The sequence below is a fragment of the Streptomyces sp. NPDC008163 genome (assembly GCF_042956885.1).
Classification (GTDB): domain Bacteria; phylum Actinomycetota; class Actinomycetes; order Streptomycetales; family Streptomycetaceae; genus Streptomyces; species Streptomyces drozdowiczii_A.
Genome location: NZ_JBIBHG010000010.1, coordinates 46,748 through 61,920, shown reverse-complemented (window position 1 = coordinate 61,920; position 15,173 = coordinate 46,748). Strand labels below are relative to the sequence as shown.

Here is a 15,173-nt window from a genome sequence, read left to right as displayed (position 1 = left end):
AAAGGAAGACCATGTCCGGCGAGAACGACCCGCAGCACCAGGCCGCGGCAGCCGAGTCGGCGACGACGCACGGCGCAGCGAAGCCGGAGGCTCCGGAGACCTCCGTCACGGAGGTTCCGGTTCCGGATGCGCCGAAGACCGCGGCACTGCCGGAACCCGCGCAGCCCCTGAAGCCCGAGCAGCCCGCACACCCCGAGCAGTCCGCGCAGGCCGAGAAGTCCGAGCAGGCCGCCCCGGAGAGCACGCCCGACCCGGCCGCGCCGGAAGCGCCCGACGCGACGGCAACGCAGGCGGCGGCGCCGGACACCGGACCGACCGCCACGGCCGAGGCGGCGGCAGCCGACCCCGGAGCCTCCGCGGCCGACGCCGAGTCGTCCACGGCCCCGCGCCCCTTCGGCCGGCCGTCCCGGGGCCTGCTGGCCGGTGCGGCGATCGCGGGGGCGCTGCTGGTCGGGATTCCGTTCCTGGTGTCGGGAGCGCTGGACAGATCGGGCCCCGGGAACGGCGGCCCCGCGGACACGGTGGCCGACGCGGGCACGCTGCTGAACGACCCGGGCAGCGGCGCGGGGTCCGGCGCCTATGCCTCGGCGGTCCCGGAGCCGTCGTCCCCGTCACCGTCACCGAGCGGGACCAAGGGCCGGAAGGACGACGGGAAGGGCAAGCCGAAGGCGGCGGGCGCGGTGGCGGGTGCGCCGGTGGCCAGGAGCACGGTGGAGGCCCCGAAGACCACGAAGCCGTCGAAGGCGCCGAAGAAGAAGACGCCCCCGAAGCCCACGGTCACCGCGACGGTGACGGCGGCACCGGGCACCACGCTCTTCGGCCACGCGTCCAACCGCTGCATCGAGATGGTGGCCCACAAGGGAGCCGACGGCTCCCCGCTCCAGATCGCCAATTGCACCGGCAAGAACTGGCAGAAGTGGGACTTCCGCCCGGACGGCACGATCCGCTCGATGGGCCTCTGCATGGACGTGGCGTGGGGTTCGCACGACAACGGCGCGGTCATCCAGATCGCGTGGTGCAGCGGGAATCCGGCCCAGCAGTTCGTGCTGAGCGCCGACCACGACCTGGTCAACCCGCAGGCCAACAAGTGCGTGGACGTGAAGGACGCGCAGACCGGCGCCGGCGCCCGCCTCCAGCTCTGGGACTGCAACGGCCGGGACAACCAGAAGTGGAGCAGGCGCTGAGTCCGCCGACGGCCGCTTTCCGCCACACCGGCGGGAAGGACTGGCTCCGGACCGTTGACGGAGTCTTCCTCAGCGCGTCCTGAGGGCCGGCTGCTCGCGGCCTCCCAGGATCCCGGTGATTCCCTCGCGGTAGGTGGTGACCGGGAAACCGGGGAAGCGGGTCGCGAACTTCGTGTCGAAGATGTTGTCGCCCCGGTAGCGCGGCAACAGCTCACGCGTCTCGCCGAGTTGCCCGACGAACCGGCCGCCGATCCGAAAGACCGCCTCGGGCAGCACCGTGTACCGGAGCCGGCGGCCGCCATCTCGGACTACGTGCGCGGCACCGTGCGCGCCGCATTCCCCGGCGTGGACCCGGACGCCCTGTCGACCACGGTGTGGGCCCTGGTCCACGGGCTGGCGTTCCTGCACCTGGACGGCAAACTGGACGCCTCCACCCCGAGGTGGTCGCCGCCCGGGTCACCGCCGCCGTCCAGGTGCTGTTCACGGCCTCCCCGCCCTCGGAGCGGCGGCGGACATCCGCTGACGAGAGACACCTCAGGCCACGTACGAGGCGTTCCGCGCGGCGTTCACCGCCTTCCGCCCGTCCGCCCGAGCCGGTGCCGCCGAAGACCGGGCGGGGGCGGCGGGAGCCCGCAGCGCGAGGGCCGTACCTTGGCCGGGCGTAGATTGAGCGTTCATTGCGGATCACCCGTGGCGCCCGCGGACAGCCGGGGCGCGGGCGGTCACCGTCAGGAGGAGATGGGTGTGGAGGACGCCACGGCGACGAGTCCAGTGGTGCGGGAACCGGCGATGACCGATGTCGCGCGGCTCGCGGGCGTGTCCCACCAGACGGTGTCCCGGGTACTCAACAGCCACCCCAATGTGCGCGAGCAGACCCGGCTGCGGGTGCTCGCGGCGGTGAAGGAGCTGGGCTACCGGCCCAACCGCGCGGCGCGCGCCCTGGTGACGGGGCGCTCGCAGCTGATCGGCGTGATCGCCCAGAACTCCACGCTGTACGGGCCCTCCTCGCTGCTGGCCGCCTTCGAGATCGCCGCCGCCCGCCAGGGCTTCGCGGTGAGCGTGCACCGGGTCCCCGAGCTGGGCCAGTCCTCGATCACCGCCGCCGTCGAGCGCCACCGCGACGAGCGGGTGGCCGGGATCGTGGTCATCGCGCCCACCGCGTCCGCCGACGCCGCGCTGGCCGGGGTGCCCGCCGAGGTCCCTCTGGTCACCATCGACGGCGACCCGGAGCGGGGCGCGCCGATGGTCGCCGTCGACCAGGAGCAGGGCGCGTACGAGGCCACGAAGCACCTGCTGGAGGCGGGCCACGAGACGGTGTGGCACATCTCGGGCCCGCCGGACTGGTTCGACGCGGCGGGCCGCATCAGCGGCTGGCGCCGGGCGCTCCAGGAGGCCGGGGCGGAGGTGCCGCCGGTCAGCACGGGCGACTGGTCCGCCGCTTCCGGGTACCGGGCGGGGCAGATGCTGGCCCGGATGCCCGAGGTCACCGCGGTCTTCGCGGCCAACGACCACCAGGCGCTCGGCGCCCTGCGCGCCATGACCGAGCGGGGGCGTTCGGTCCCGGAGCAGGTGAGCATCGTCGGGTTCGACGACGTGCCCGAGTCGGCGTTCTACTCGCCGCCGCTGACCACCGTGCGCCAGGACTTCGGCGCGGTCGCCACCACGACGCTCGATCTCCTGCTCGGGCTGATCAACGGTGCCGAGACGAAGGGTGCGCAGCCCGTCATCACCCCGGAGCTCGTCCTCCGGGAGAGCGTACGGCCGCCCGCCGGCCGCTGAAGGCTCACGCGGCTCCGGGGTTGCCGTAGTAGGCGTCCGGGCCGTGTTTGCGGGTGAAGTGGCGGTCCAGCAGGTGCTGCGGGGGTTCCACGGTGCCGAGGGCGATGGTGTGCAGGGCCATCTCCGCGACCGCCTCGCAGATGATGGCGTGCTCCAGGGACTTGGTGGCGTCGGCGCCCCAGGTGAACGGTCCGTGGTGGGCGACCAGGGCGCCGGGTACCTCCCGGGCCCGGGTGTCGTCGCCCTCCAGGAGGTCCACGATGACCTGCCCGGTGTTGTACTCGTAGTCCTTGGCGCACTGCTCGGGCGTCAGCGCGGCGGTGACCGGGACGGGCCCGTTGAAGGTGTCGGCGTGGGTGGTGCCGAGCACCGGGATCGGGCGCCTGGCCTGGGCGAAGGCGACGGCGTGGGTGGAGTGGGTGTGGGTCACTCCGCCGATCGAGGGAAAGGCCTGGTAGAGGCTGCGGTGTGTCTCGGTGTCGGTGGACGGGCGCAGCCGGCCCTCCACGACGCTGCCGTCGGCCAGCGAGACGACGACGAGGTCGTCGGCGCCCAGCGCCTCGTAGGAGACCCCGGACGGCTTGATGACGAAGACGCCGGCCTCCCGGTCGACGCCGCTCACATTGCCCCAGGTGAGGGTGGCGAGCCCGGCCCGGGGGATGCGGAGGTTGGCTTCGAGCACGTCTCGGCGCAGCTCGTTCGATACGGTCCCGGCCACGGAGGGCTCCGTCCTGGTGGAGGTGTCGGCGGCGGTCACAGGCTCTGGGCCAGCCGGTGGTACGCCTGGCTCCAGCGCAGTTCGCGGGTGAAGCGCCGGATGGTGGTGTCCCGGTCGATGACGGCGAGTTCGGTGCGCAGCATCTCGGCGAGGTCTTCCAGCTCCTCGCCGCCGAGTGCGGTGGTGAGGACGGTGTGGTGCGGTGCTCCGGCCGTCAGCCACGCCTCGGTGGAGGTACGCAGGTCGGGGCTGGGCCGCCACACGGCGCGGGCCACCGGCAGTTTCGGCAGCGGCTCAGGCGGGGTGACGACGTCGATGTGGTTGGCGACGAGCCGGAAGCGGTCGCCCATGTCCGCGAGCCCGACGACCACGGCGGGCCCGGGGGCCGCGTCGAAGACCAGCCGGACCGGGTCCTCCCGGCCGCCGATGGACAGCGGGTGGATCTCGCAGCTGGGGGTCGCCGTGGTGAGCGAGGGGCAGACCTCCAGCATGTGGGCCCCCAGGATCAGCTCCTGATTGGGCGTCAGGTCATAGGTGTAGTCCTCCATGAACGACGTGCCGCCGGGCAGCCCGTGCGCCATGGTCTTGAGGGTGCGCAGCAGGACGGAGGTCTTCCAGTCGCCCTCCCCGCCGAAGCCGTAGCCGTCGGCCATCAGGCGCTGGACGGCGAGCCCGGGGAGCTGGCGCAGACCGCCGAGGTCCTCGAAGTTGGTGGTGAAGGCACCGAAGCCGCCCTCGGTGAGGAAGGCGCGCAGTCCGGCCTCGATGCGGGCGGCGTAGCGCAGGGATGCGTGGCGTTCGCCGCCCGGCCGCAGTTCGGGGGCGAGGGTGTAGACGTCCTGGTACTCCTCGACGAGGGCGGTGACGGTGTCCTCGTCGGTGGCGTCGACGGCGGTGACCAGGTCGTTGACGCCGTAGGTGTTCACGGAGACGCCGAACCGAAGCTGGGCCTCCACCTTGTCGCCCTCGGTGACGGCGACATCGCGCATGTTGTCGCCGAACCGGGCGAGCTTGAGCCCGGCCAGTTCGGCGCGGCCCGCGGCGGCGCGCGCCCAGCCGGCGATGCGGTCGACCACCTCGGGGGTGGTGACATGGCCGGCGACGGTCTTGCGGGGGACGCCGAGGCGGGTCTGCACGAAGCCGAACTCGCGGTCGCCGTGGGCGGCCTGGTTCAGGTTCATGAAGTCCATGTCGATGGTGGACCAGGGCAGTTGCCGGTTGGCCTGGGTGTGCAGGTGGAGCAGCGGCTTGCTGAGCGCGTCGAGGCCGGCGATCCACATCTTGGCCGGGGAGAAGGTGTGCATCCAGGCGATGAGGCCGATGCACCGGTCGTCGGCGTTCGCGTCGAGACAGACCCTGCGGATGGCGGCCGCGTCGGTGAGGACGGGCTTCCAGACCACGCGCACCGTCATCTGCGGCTGGTCCGCGAGGGTGTCGCGGATGACCCGTGACTGGTCGGCGACCTGGGCCAGGGTCTCGTCGCCGTAGAGGGACTGGCTCCCGGTGAGGAACCAGATCTCGCGGTCGGGCTGGGCGGGCGTCATGTCGGGGTGTGCTCCTTGTTGCGCGGGAAGGAAAGGTCCGGGCCCGGGGGCCTGCCGGTCAGCCGGCGGTGGCGGTGCGCGCGGTGTTGCGGATGCGGCGCAGGCGGTGCAGGAGGAGGTCGGCGCCGGTGCCGAAGTGGTCGTGCAGGGCGCGGTATTCGCGGAACAGCGCGTCGTAGGCGTCCGCCCGGCCGGGGTCCGGCGTGTACGCGTGCCGCTGGACGCTGCCCATCGCGGCGGCGGCGGTCCGGACGTCCGGGTGGGCGCCCGCGGCGACGGCGGCGTGGATGGCGGAGCCGAGTGCGGGTCCCTGCTCGGAGGTCCCGAGGGAGACGGGGCGGCGCAGGACGTCGGCGTAGATCTGCAGGAGGAGGGCGTTCTTCTTCAGGCCGCCGGTGACGATGAACTCCTCGACGGGAATCCCGCCGGCCTCGAACGCCTCCACGATCACCCGGGTGCCGTAGGCGGTGGATTCGAGGAGGGCGAGGTAGACGTCCTCGGGGCGGGTGTCGAGGGTGAGCCCCGCGACGACCCCGGAGAGGTGGTGGTCGACCAGGGTGGAGCGGTTGCCGTTCATCCAGTCCAGGGCGACCAGTCCGTGCGCCCCGACCGGCTGCCCGGCGGCCTTGCGGGTCAGCAGCTGGTGCAGGTCCTCGCCGGCGTCCCTGGCCTCGGTGCGGTAGTCGTCGGGTACGCCCTGCCGGAGCCACCAGGCGAAGATGTCGCCGACCGCGCTCTGTCCGGCCTCGTAGCCGTAGGCGCCGTCCACGATGCCGCCCTCGACGACCCCGCAGATGCCGGGGACGTCGGCGAGGGTGGCGCCGTTGAGGACGTGGCAGGTGGAGGTGCCCATGATGGCGAGCAGCCGCCCGTTCTCGACGGCTCCGGCGGCGGGGGCCGCCACATGCGCGTCGACGTTGCCCGCGGCGACGGCGATGCCCTCGGGCAGCCCGGTCCAGGCGGCGGCGCGGCCACTCAGTCCGCCGACGCGGGAGCCCAGGGGCGCGAGCGGGTGGTCGAGGCGGGTGGCGGGGAAGTCCGCGAAGTCCGGGTGCAGTTGACCGAGGTAGTCGGGCGAGGGGTAGGCCCCGTCCTGGTGGATGCCCTTGTAGCCGGCGGTGCAGGTGTTGCGTGACTCGGCGCCGGTGAGCTGCCAGACGATCCAGTCGGCCGCCTCGATCCAGCGGGCGCAGGCGGCGTAGACCCCGGGGTCCTCCTCCAGCACCTGGAGGGCCTTGGCGAACTGCCACTCGGAGGAGATCCGGCCGCCGTACCGGCCGATCCACTTCTCGCCCCGTTCGTGCGCGAGGGCGTTGATGCGGTCGGCCTGCTCCTGCGCGGCGTGGTGCTTCCACAGCTTCGGCCAGGCGTGCGGGCGGTCGGACCATTCGGGCAGCAGGGCGAGCGGGATGCCGTCGGCGGTGGCCGGCAGGACCGTGCAGGCGGTGAAGTCGGTGGCGATGCCGATGACGCGGGCGGGGTCGACCCCGGCGGCCCCGACCGCCGCCGGGACCGCGGTGCGGAGCACGTCGCGCCAGTCCTCGGGGTGCTGCAACGCCCAGTCGGGGGGCAGCGGTACGCCGGTGGGCGGGAGGCGGTCCTCGATGACGGCGTGGCGGTAGTCGTGGACCGCCGAGCCGAGTTCGGCGCCGTCGCGGACCCTGACCACCACGGCGCGCCCGGAGAGGGTGCCGAAGTCCACGCCGACCGTGCAGGCGTCGGGATGGTGACGTTCGGCGGGGCCGGAAGAGGCGTGTGGCGTCACGATGCGGTCTCTCTCGTCAGGGGTGAGCGGGGCGGCATGCAGCCCCCGATGATTGTTAGCGCTAACAATCATGAGGGGCAAGAGTTGCGCGCGCTTTGCCGCCCCCCGGCCTCGCCCACCGTGCCGCGATCGCGATCAATGGGTTAAACCTGCGGGATGCGCCACGGTTACCTCCGTTTCCTCCGGTTACGACCGGGCGGCGGCGCAAGAAAAGGCGACGAGGACCCTTGCACCCCATGGATGCGAGCGCTAACAATCGAGCCTCCACCCAAGGCCGCCGCCACGACGGGATTGTCAGGTAATGCCCATGAAGAACTTCCGAGCCGCGTCCGCCCTCGTGGCGGTGACCACCGGCTGCGCCCTGCTCCTCACCGCCTGCGGACAGAACAGCGAGGGAGGCAGTCAGGAGGGGAAGGACAAGAAGGACCTCACCATCGGCATCGCCATGCCCACCAAGTCCTCCGAGCGGTGGATCGCCGACGGCAAGAACATGACCGCGAGCCTGAAGAAGGCCGGATTCGCGACCACCCTCCAGTACGGCGAGGACGACCCCGACCAGCAGGTCGCCCAGATCGAGAACATGATCACGCAGGGTGTCGACGCGCTGGTCGTGGCCGCCATCAACGGCGAGGCCCTGTCCAACGTCCTCCAGCAGGCCGCGGACGCCGACATCCCCGTGATCTCGTACGACCGGCTCATCCTGGGCTCCCCGCACGTCGACTACTACGCGTCCTTCGACAACGAGAAGGTCGGCGAGCTCCAGGCCACGTACATCGTCGACAAGCTGGGGCTGAAGAGCGGCGCGAAGAAGGGCCCGTTCAACATCGAGCTGTTCGCCGGGTCCAACGACGACAACAACACCAAGTACTTCTTCAACGGCGCCATGAAGGTGCTGAAGCCCTACTTCGACAAGAAGCAGCTGGTCGTGCGCTCCAAGCAGACCCGGCTCAACCAGGTCACCACGCTGCGCTGGGACGGCGGCACCGCGCAGAAGCGCATGGACGACCTGCTGACCTCCGCGTACTCCAGCGCACACGTCGACGCGGTGCTCTCCCCGTACGACGGCATCTCCATCGGCATCCTGTCCGCCCTCAAGTCCGACGACTACGGCAGCAAGGCCAAGCCGCTCCCGGTCGTCACCGGTCAGGACGCGGAGGTCGCCTCGGTGAAGTCGATCATCGCGGGCCAGCAGACCCAGACCGTCTACAAGGACACCCGTGCCCTGGCCCAGGTCGCGGCGGACATGGTGACCGCGGTCCTCAACGGCAAGAAGCCCGAGGTCAACGACGAATCGACCTACAACAACGGCAAGAAGGTCGTGCCCGCCTTCCTGCTCGACCCGGTCAGCGTCGACAAGTCGAACTACCGGAAGGTCCTGGTCGACTCCGGCTACATCGACGCCAAGGAGCTCGGGTGACCGCCGCCGCGCCCGAATCCCCCACCGCGCCCGGCCCGGTCCTCGACATGCGCTCCATCGTCAAGACGTTCCCCGGTGTCAGGGCCCTCTCCGAGGTGACCCTGTCCGTGCGGCGCGGCGAGGTGCACGCCCTGTGCGGGGAGAACGGCGCCGGCAAGTCGACGCTCATGAAGGTGCTCTCCGGCGTCCATCCGCACGGCTCGTACGAGGGCGAGATCCTCTTCGACGGCGAGCCGTGCCGCTTCAAGGACATCCGGGCCAGCGAGCAGCGCGGGATCGTCATCATCCACCAGGAACTCGCGCTCGTCCCGCACCTGTCGATCGCCGAGAACGTCTTCCTGGGCAACGAACCGGCCCGGCGCGGGATCATCGACTGGCGCGCGTCGCTGCGCCGGGCGTCCGCGCTGCTCAAGCGGGTCGGCCTGGACGACCATCCGGAGACACGGGTCGCCGACATCGGTGTGGGCAAGCAGCAGTTGGTGGAGATCGCGAAGGCGCTGGCGAAGGACGTCCGGCTGCTGATCCTGGACGAGCCGACCGCCGCGCTCAACGACGAGGACAGCGCGAAGCTGCTCCGGCTGATGCGGGAGCTGAAGGACCAGGGCATCACCTCGATCATCATCTCGCACAAGCTGAACGAGATCGCCCGGATCGCCGACTCCGTCACCATCCTGCGCGACGGGCGGTCCATCGAGACCCTGGACGTCAACGACCCGGCCACCACCGAGGAACGCATCATCCGCGGCATGGTGGGCCGGGACCTCGACAGCCGCTTCCCCGACCGCACCCCGTACACCGGTGAGGCCGATGCCCGGCCCGCCCTGGAGATCAGGGACTGGACGGTGCGCCATCCGCTCGACCGCAGCCGCAAGGTGGTCGACGGGGTCTCGCTCCAGGTCAGGCGCGGCGAGATCGTGGGCATCGCCGGGCTCATGGGCGCCGGCCGGACCGAGCTCGCGATGAGCGTCTTCGGGCGCTCGTACGGGCATTACGAGCGGGGCTCCGTGCTGAGGGACGGCCGCGAGGTGCGTACGCGTACGGTGCCCGAGGCGGTCGCCCACGGCATCGCGTACGTCACCGAGGACCGCAAGCACTACGGTCTCGACCTCGGGGACTCGGTGGGCCGCAACATCTCCCTCGCCTCGCTGGGCACCCTCGCCCGGCGCGGTGTGGTGGACGGGCACGAGGAACGCAAGGTGGCCGAGCGGTACCGGCGGAGCATGAACATCAAGACGCCGAACGTCCTCGAACCGGTCGGCCGGCTCTCCGGCGGCAACCAGCAGAAGGTCGTCCTCAGCAAGTGGATCCTCACCGGTCCGGACGTCCTCGTCCTGGACGAGCCCACGCGCGGTGTGGACGTGGGCGCCAAGTTCGAGATCTACACCGTGATCGACCGGCTCGCCGCCGAGGGCAAGGCGATCCTCTTCATCTCCTCCGAGCTGCCCGAACTGCTCGGCATGTGCGACCGCGTGTACACCATGGCCGCCGGCCGGCTGACCGGCGAGGTCGCCCGCGAGGACGCCACCCAGGAAGTGCTGATGCGGCACATGACCCAGGACACCACCCCCGTACCACCCGAAGGACAGCAGTCATGAGCACCGACGTCAGCACCCACACGAAGACCGACCCGCCATCCGGCGAGGGCGGTTCACCGCCGACGGGAGTCCCGGTCGTCCGGGTGCTCCTGGACGGCGTACGGCGGAACATGCGGCAGTACGGCATGCTCTTCGCGCTCGGTCTGATCGTGCTCCTGTTCCAGATCTGGACGGGGGGCGACCTCCTGCTGCCGCGCAACGTCTCCAACCTGGTGCTCCAGAACAGCTACATCCTGATCCTGGCCATCGGCATGATGATCGTCATCATCTCCGGGCACATCGACCTGTCGGTGGGCTCCCTGATGGCGCTGGTCGGGGGCGTCGGGGCGGTGCTCATGGTCGAGCACCATGTCGCCTGGCCGGTCGCCGTGGTCCTCACCCTGCTGCTGGGCGCCGTCGCGGGAGCACTTCAGGGCTTCTTCATCGCGTACGTCGGCATCCCCTCGTTCATCGTGACGCTCGCGGGCATGCTGCTGTTCCGGGGGCTGACGGAGATCTTCCTCAAGGGCCAGACACTCGGTCCGTTCCCGGAGGGCATGCAGCGGGTCGCCAACGGCTTCCTGCCCGAGGTGGGGCCGGAGACCAACTACCACAACATCACCCTGCTGCTGGGCCTCGGACTGGCCGCGTACGTGGTGTTCCAGGAGCTGCGGGACCGCAGGCGGCAGCGCGAGTTCACGTTGGAGACCCTGCCGGCGAGCCTGTTCGCGCTGAAGGTGACGGCACTGGTCGCGGCCGTGCTCGTCACCACCCTGCTGCTGGCGAGCTACAAGGGTGCGCCGGTGGTGCTGCTGATCCTGGCCGTACTGCTGGTCAGCTTCGGTTACGTCATGCGGAACGCGGTCATCGGCCGCCATGTGTACGCGATCGGCGGCAACCTGCCCGCCGCGAAGCTGTCCGGGGTCAAGGACCGCAAGGTGACCTTCGCGGTCTTCCTCAACATGGGGATGCTCGCGGCGCTGGCCGGTCTCGTCTTCGCGGCGCGCTTCAACGCGGCCTCGCCGAAGGCGGGGGTGAACTTCGAACTGGAGGCCATCGCCGCCGCGTTCATCGGTGGTGCGTCGATGAGCGGCGGTGTGGGCACCGTGCTGGGGGCCATCATCGGCGGCCTGGTCCTCGGTGTGCTCAACAACGGGATGAACCTGGTGGGGGTCGGCACCGACTGGCAGCAGGTCATCAAGGGCCTGGTGCTGCTCGCGGCGGTCGGCTTCGACGTGTGGAACAAGCGGAGGGCGGGCGCCTGACCCGCCGGGAATGGCTGGTGCCACCGGGTCGCTGGCACCAGCCATTCCCGGAAGTCCGTTGCGCAGATGATCACGCTCTGCTGAGATCACCGGATGCTCGGTCTCATACTCCGCGTTCTGCCCTTCTGGGTACGCGAACCACTGCTCATCCTGCTCGGGTCCGTCTTCGGGGTGGGCATCACGATCCGCGCCGTATACGAGTCCTACTGGCTCATGGCGGGGCTCGGCGTGGCCGTCCTCGCCATCACCGCGTTCCGCATCCGTACGGTGCGCCACGCCTGGCGTGCCCGCCGGAGCGCGGTGGCGGCCGCCCCGGCGCCACAGCCCGGACCGCAGACCGGCGCCGGTCCGGCCGTCGCTCCGGCGCTTGCTCCGGCCCCCGCTCCGGCGGCGCCCCGGAAGAAGGAGCCCAGCGCCGCGGCGCAGGTCTTCGTCGCCCTGGCCCTGGTCGGGGCCCTCGTGGGCGCGGTGTGGCTGGCCCCCCGCGTCACGGGGGACGACGCCGCCACCGCCCGGAAGCCCGCCACCTGCTCGGACGACGCCGCCGGGGAGAAGCTGCCGAAGGCGTACGCCCGGACGCCGGGCGCGGTCACCGGCGACGACCTGTGCAAGGCGCTCAACCGCTCCGACCTGGCGGCCCTCCTCGGCACGCCCGGTGAGACCGCGCTGGTGGCGTACGGAAACAGCGGCACCGCGGCCCTGACCGCCGACAAGGTCGCCGAATCGGAGGCCCGGGTCCAGTTCGACACGTACACCGTGGACTTCTCGGCCACGTACAACCACATGACCATGGCCCTGTACGCGAAGGTACTGGCGCCCCAGAGCCTGGACCACCGGACGGACAAGGTCCTCGGCCGGCCCGCGGTCTTCACCTCGGACCACCTCACGCAGTTCCGCATCGGCGGCGACGCCTCCGGCGGCTCCGGCACGGAGGGCCCGCTGGCCAGGACGCTGACCGTCGCCCTCGACCGGAAGGACCCGGGCGGCACCTTCGACTTCACGGTGTGGAGCGAATCCGGGGCGGTCCTGCCCGAGGACGACGTCATCCTGGGCATCGTGGAGAAGATCCTCCCGACACTCCCCGGACAGCCCAGCTGAGCTGTGCGCCACCGGAGTGGCGTTCCTACGGTGGAGCCATGACGTCCTCCGCGCCGGACACACCGGCCACCCTCGCTCCCCCGGTCCCCGGGACCCGGATGACCGAGTCCTGCCTGCGCACGCTGGGCCGGGTCGCCTATCTGTGGGGGTGGCCGCTGGTGAACATGCACAACCGGCTCACCATCATGGAGAAGCTGCCCGCGCCCGGGCTGCTGGGCGGGATCGTGCCGGCCGGACCGCCGGGCACGCTCGGCATGCTGCGCGACTACATCGCCCCCGACGAACGCATCGTGGCCTGCCCGAACCAGGACGTGGCCTACGGCTTCGGCATCCTGGACGCCCGGCGCGGTCCCTCGGTGGTGCAGGTGCCCGACTTCGGTGACCGGTTCTGGGTGTACCAGGCGGTCGACCAGCGCACCGACTCGTTCGCGCGGCTCGGCGCGCCGTACGGCACGAAGCCCGGCTGCTATCTGCTGGCGCCCACCGGGTGGGACGGCGAGGTCCCGGAGGGCATCGCGGGCGTCTTCCGGTTCGACACCCGGATCGCCGTGTGCATCCCCCGGGTCTTCATGAACGACACCGACGAGGACGGGGCCGCGATCCAGCCACTCGTGAACCAGATCATGGCCTATCCGCTCGCCGAGTTCACCGGCCGGCTGCGGACGACCGACTGGTCGAAGGCACCGTCCTACCCGGCGGGCAACGCGACCGAGGGCGAGCAGGAGACGCGGTGGGTCGATCCGGCCGTGTTCTTCGACCTGCTGCCCGCGATCCTGGACGAGGTGCCGGCGCGCCCCGGCGAGGAGGCCCTGTACGGCGTGCTGCGCTCGCTGGTGGACGAGGCGGCGGCCCGTCCCGAAGCGGCCGACGTCCTGAGGGACACGGCGATCGAAGCGGACGGCACCCTGATGCGGGAGCTGTTCGAGTTCCGCAACATCGGGGTGCCGCTGGACCACCACTGGAGCACGCAGCGCAACGGGGCGGCGTTCGGCGGGGACTACCTGAGCCGCACGGCGATGGCCCGGGCCAACATCTTCGTCAACACGCCCCGGGAGACCGCGTACTTCTACCAGGACTGCGACGCGAACGGCGAACTGCTCACCGGCGGACACGGCTATGCGCTCACCTTTCCCGCCGGTTCGCTGCCCCCGGTGCAGGGGTTCTGGTCGGTGACGCTCTACAACGAGCACCACTTCTTCCACCCCAACGAGCTGAACCGGTATTCGCTGGGGACGAAGAACAAGACCCTGGTCCTCGGGGACGACGGCTCGCTGACCCTGTACGCGGGGGCGCGGCCGCCCTCCGACGGGCCCCGGGCGAACTGGCTGCCGGCCCCGGACGGGCGCTTCTCGCTGTACCTGCGCGCGTACTGGCCCGAGCAGCCGGTCGTCGACGGGACCTGGCGCCCGCCGGCCGTCACCAGGACGGCCGGCTGACGCGGACCGGTCAGGCGGACCCCAGCGCTTCGAAGTCGCCCGGCCGCCAGCTGCCGTCGAAGGCCGGTTCCGCGGGCCCGTAGATCCGGAAGTAGGCGAACCAGCCCCGGCCGGGGACGGTCCCGAGCCAGCGTTCCTTCTGTCCGGCGGGCGGGGTCGGGCCGATGTACAGGTCGACGGTGCCGTCCAGGTCCGGCGCGGGCTTCTCGTACAGGGAGCGCAGCGCCGCCCGGCCCTCGCCGGTCACCACCTGGGAGCGGGTCTCGCTGTCGTAGACGGTCAGGGACCAGAAGAGACCGGCCGGCACCGGGCCGGGGACGCGGAGGCGGTACGTACGCGAGCCGTCCAGCCACGCCCCGTCGGCGTCACGCGCGGCGAGCCAGTAGAGCGAACCGGAGCCGGCCTTGCGGCGGAACATCGCCGGGGAGGCGACGACGGCCTGGGCGAACCAGCGGTCGCGGGCCTCGGTGTCGAGGTAGTGCTCGTCCTCGAAGTCGCCGTTGGCGGGCTGGAGCCCGACCCACTCCCACCGGCGGTCCTCCCACACCGAGCGTTCCGGGCGGCGCCCGTCGAACGTGGTGGCGAGGAGCTGGTCCCGGCCGGTGCGGGCGGCCCGGGCCAGGAGCTCGCGCCGCTCGGTGTCCGGGGCGAAGGGCCGTCCCTTGGCGATGCCGAGCTGGGCGAGCAGGCCGTACATCGGGCGGTACTCCTCGCGGGCGGGCTCCGCGTCCACGATCCGGTGCAGCACCTCCCAGTACGCGAGGTTGTCCTCCCACGCGCGGGGCGTGAGGTCGATGTCCTGGTCACAGACGTCCACGAACCGGTAGGCGTCGGCCCGCTCGGGGTGGTCCAGCGGGTACACCTTCACCTCGCGCAGTGCGGCGAGAGCCGCATCGGGGCCGTCGACCGGGAGGCGGCGCAGCACCACGTAGACCTTCCAGGTCGGGGCGTGGGCGACGTGGTGGCCCTCGGGCACCTCGCCCTCCCGGCCCGGCGGGCAGATCAGATGGCGCCCGCCGCCGCCCGCGTCCGGGCCGGGCAGCCCCAGGTCGGCGACCCAGCGGTGGTGGTGGTCGTCCACGAGGGCGACGTACGGGCCCGCCGGGATCTCGATGACCGCAGGGCCCCACTTGGCGAGGTCGAGCACCGTGCCGCCGTACGGCGTATCGGAGTTGGGGGTGTAGATGGCGTGGCGGGGCGTCGTGTCGAGGACGATGAACGCCTCGTTGTCCCGGGCTCCGGCCGCACGGGTGCCGTGCATCAGCGCTTCCATCGACACGTCCGGGTAGAAGAACTTGTACGCGACGAGCGCGGCGGCGAAGTCGCCCTCGGCGTAGGCGCGTCGGGTCGTCTCCGGGTCCGGGAATCCGGCGGGGGTGGCGGGCATGGAGGG

General features: G+C 71.5%; 11 protein-coding genes and 1 pseudogene. 7 read left to right on the top strand and 5 right to left on the bottom strand.

The genetic code is table 11. From position 1 onward, the window contains the following. Positions 1 to 11: 11 nt before the first annotated feature. Positions 12 to 1,184, top strand: a complete 1,173-nt coding sequence (locus ACFZAT_RS22340; RefSeq protein WP_391266193.1) for a ricin-type beta-trefoil lectin domain protein — start codon at positions 12 to 14, stop codon at positions 1,182 to 1,184. 69 nt (positions 1,185 to 1,253) lie between these two features. Here ACFZAT_RS22340 and ACFZAT_RS22335 read toward each other — a convergent pair. Next, positions 1,254 to 1,481 (bottom strand): annotated as a pseudogene (locus tag ACFZAT_RS22335) (hypothetical protein); the annotation flags it as partial. A gap of 441 nt (positions 1,482 to 1,922) precedes the next feature. Here ACFZAT_RS22335 and ACFZAT_RS22330 point away from each other — a divergent pair. Next, a complete protein-coding gene (locus ACFZAT_RS22330; RefSeq protein WP_391266611.1) occupies positions 1,923 to 2,963 on the top strand; it encodes a substrate-binding domain-containing protein in 1,041 nt (346 codons plus the stop codon). Between the two features lie 4 nt (positions 2,964 to 2,967). On the opposite strand, the gene araD is transcribed toward ACFZAT_RS22330, so the two are convergent. From araD to araB, 3 genes are read right to left on the bottom strand one after another with little or no spacing between them, the layout of a single operon-like run. Further along, entirely contained in the window at positions 2,968 to 3,681 is a 714-nt protein-coding gene (gene araD, locus ACFZAT_RS22325) for an L-ribulose-5-phosphate 4-epimerase AraD (protein ID WP_391266192.1), read from the bottom strand. Positions 3,682 to 3,716: 35 nt separating this feature from the next. Then, a complete protein-coding gene (gene araA / locus ACFZAT_RS22320) occupies positions 3,717 to 5,225 on the bottom strand; it encodes an L-arabinose isomerase (RefSeq protein ID WP_391266190.1) in 1,509 nt (502 codons plus the stop codon). A gap of 58 nt (positions 5,226 to 5,283) precedes the next feature. After that, a complete protein-coding gene (gene araB, locus ACFZAT_RS22315) occupies positions 5,284 to 6,990 on the bottom strand; it encodes a ribulokinase (protein WP_391266189.1) in 1,707 nt (568 codons plus the stop codon). A 307-nt stretch (positions 6,991 to 7,297) separates the two neighbouring features. Between araB and chvE the strand changes: the two genes are divergently transcribed. The 5 genes from chvE (at position 7,298) to ACFZAT_RS22290 (ending at position 13,780) form a co-directional block, all read left to right on the top strand. After that, a complete protein-coding gene (gene chvE, locus ACFZAT_RS22310) occupies positions 7,298 to 8,407 on the top strand; it encodes a multiple monosaccharide ABC transporter substrate-binding protein (protein ID WP_391266188.1) in 1,110 nt (369 codons plus the stop codon). Positions 8,408 to 8,454: 47 nt separating this feature from the next. Then, complete coding sequence (mmsA, locus tag ACFZAT_RS22305; RefSeq protein WP_391266610.1) at positions 8,455 to 10,002, top strand: multiple monosaccharide ABC transporter ATP-binding protein; 1,548 nt, start codon at positions 8,455 to 8,457, stop codon at positions 10,000 to 10,002. Next, positions 9,999 to 11,246, top strand: coding sequence for a multiple monosaccharide ABC transporter permease (mmsB, locus tag ACFZAT_RS22300; protein WP_391266187.1), 1,248 nt, complete (start codon positions 9,999 to 10,001; stop codon positions 11,244 to 11,246). Before mmsA ends, mmsB begins: the two co-directional genes overlap by 4 nt. A gap of 93 nt (positions 11,247 to 11,339) precedes the next feature. Continuing rightward, the gene (locus ACFZAT_RS22295; protein WP_391266185.1) at positions 11,340 to 12,344 is read left to right on the top strand and encodes a DUF6215 domain-containing protein; all 1,005 of its coding nucleotides are present in this window, start codon (positions 11,340 to 11,342) and stop codon (positions 12,342 to 12,344) included. Between the two features lie 38 nt (positions 12,345 to 12,382). Next, entirely contained in the window at positions 12,383 to 13,780 is a 1,398-nt protein-coding gene (locus ACFZAT_RS22290; RefSeq protein ID WP_391266183.1) for a DUF1214 domain-containing protein, read from the top strand. 10 nt (positions 13,781 to 13,790) lie between these two features. On the opposite strand, the gene ACFZAT_RS22285 is transcribed toward ACFZAT_RS22290, so the two are convergent. Beyond that, positions 13,791 to 15,167: a DUF1214 domain-containing protein gene (locus tag ACFZAT_RS22285; protein ID WP_391266180.1), complete on the bottom strand. Its 1,377-nt coding sequence runs from the start codon at positions 15,165 to 15,167 to the stop codon at positions 13,791 to 13,793. Positions 15,168 to 15,173 lie beyond the last annotated feature (6 nt).

Excerpts from the sequence above, each read along its gene's own strand:
- ACFZAT_RS22285 (WP_391266180.1), bottom strand. The coding sequence starts at position 15,167 with ATGCCCGCCACCCCCGCCGGATTCCCGGACCCGGAGACGACCCGACGC.
- ACFZAT_RS22290 (WP_391266183.1), top strand. The coding sequence starts at position 12,383 with ATGACGTCCTCCGCGCCGGACACACCGGCCACCCTCGCTCCCCCGGTC.
- ACFZAT_RS22295 (WP_391266185.1), top strand. The coding sequence starts at position 11,340 with ATGCTCGGTCTCATACTCCGCGTTCTGCCCTTCTGGGTACGCGAACCA.
- chvE (WP_391266188.1), top strand. The coding sequence starts at position 7,298 with ATGAAGAACTTCCGAGCCGCGTCCGCCCTCGTGGCGGTGACCACCGGC.
- mmsB (WP_391266187.1), top strand. The coding sequence starts at position 9,999 with ATGAGCACCGACGTCAGCACCCACACGAAGACCGACCCGCCATCCGGC.
- ACFZAT_RS22330 (WP_391266611.1), top strand. The coding sequence starts at position 1,923 with ATGGGTGTGGAGGACGCCACGGCGACGAGTCCAGTGGTGCGGGAACCG.
- mmsA (WP_391266610.1), top strand. The coding sequence starts at position 8,455 with ATGCGCTCCATCGTCAAGACGTTCCCCGGTGTCAGGGCCCTCTCCGAG.
- ACFZAT_RS22340 (WP_391266193.1), top strand. The coding sequence starts at position 12 with ATGTCCGGCGAGAACGACCCGCAGCACCAGGCCGCGGCAGCCGAGTCG.
- araA (WP_391266190.1), bottom strand. The coding sequence starts at position 5,225 with ATGACGCCCGCCCAGCCCGACCGCGAGATCTGGTTCCTCACCGGGAGC.